This is a genomic window from Frankia sp. CoWAU3, from assembly GCF_977971855.1.
Genome location: NZ_CDWWXB010000164.1, coordinates 3,831 through 4,749 on the forward strand (window position 1 = coordinate 3,831; position 919 = coordinate 4,749).

The following is a 919-nucleotide window of genomic DNA, read 5'->3' on the forward strand; positions in this document are numbered from 1 at the left end:
GGTCGGGGTCGGCGCCTCCCTGTTCGACGACCGGTTCGGTCTGGCCGACCGGCGTCCCCGGCGGCTGGCGCCGATGCGTACCTTCCCGAACGACAACCTGAACCCCGCCGACTGCCACGGCGATCTCAGCCTGCAGCTGTGTGCGAACAGCCGGGACACGGTGTTGCACGCGCTGCGCGACATCGCCCGGCACACCCGCGGCGGCATGCAACTGCGGTGGCGGATCGACGGCTTCCACAGCCAGCCCCGGCCAGCCGGCGCGCAGCGAAACCTGCTCGGTTTCAAGGACGGCATCGTCAACCCCGATGTGACCAGCGCCGCCGACATGGACCGGCTGGTCTGGGTGGACGGTGCGGGCGAGCCGCGCTGGACCACCGGCGGCTCCTACCAGGTCGTCCGCATCATCCGGATGCTGGTGGAATTCTGGGACCGGGTTTCCCTCAACGAGCAGGAAACGATGATCGGCCGGCGACGGGACACCGGGGCACCGCTGGACGGCACCGCGGAGACCGACATTCCCAACTACGCCCGCGACCCCAAGGGCACGGCCATCCCGCTCACCGCGCACATCCGGCTCGCCAACCCGCGCACCGCGGCCACCGACAACTCCCGCATCCTGCGCCGCGGCTTCAACTACGACCGGGGAACAGACAGCAACGGCAACCTCGACATGGGCCTGGTCTTCTGCTGCTACCAGCAGGACATCATCCGGCAGTTCGAGGCGACGCAGACCCGGCTCATCGACGAGCCGCTCGTCGACTACATCAGCCCGACCGGTGGCGGCTACTTCTTCGTGCTCCCCGGTGTCCGGGACGCGAGCGACCACCTGGGCCGGTCGCTGCTGGCCTGAGCGCCGTCGCTGCTATGGGCCGCGGCCCGGCGGTGCGTGATCACCTCGATTGGCACCGCCTTGCCCCTT

1 protein-coding gene is annotated in these 919 nt (G+C 69.7%); it reads left to right on the forward strand.

The window, feature by feature from the left end; genetic code table 11:
- On the forward strand, positions 1-850 hold an 850-nt coding region (locus AC08ON_RS13800; protein ID WP_476617108.1), incomplete at its 5' end, for a Dyp-type peroxidase.
- Positions 851-919: the final 69 nt, after the last annotated feature.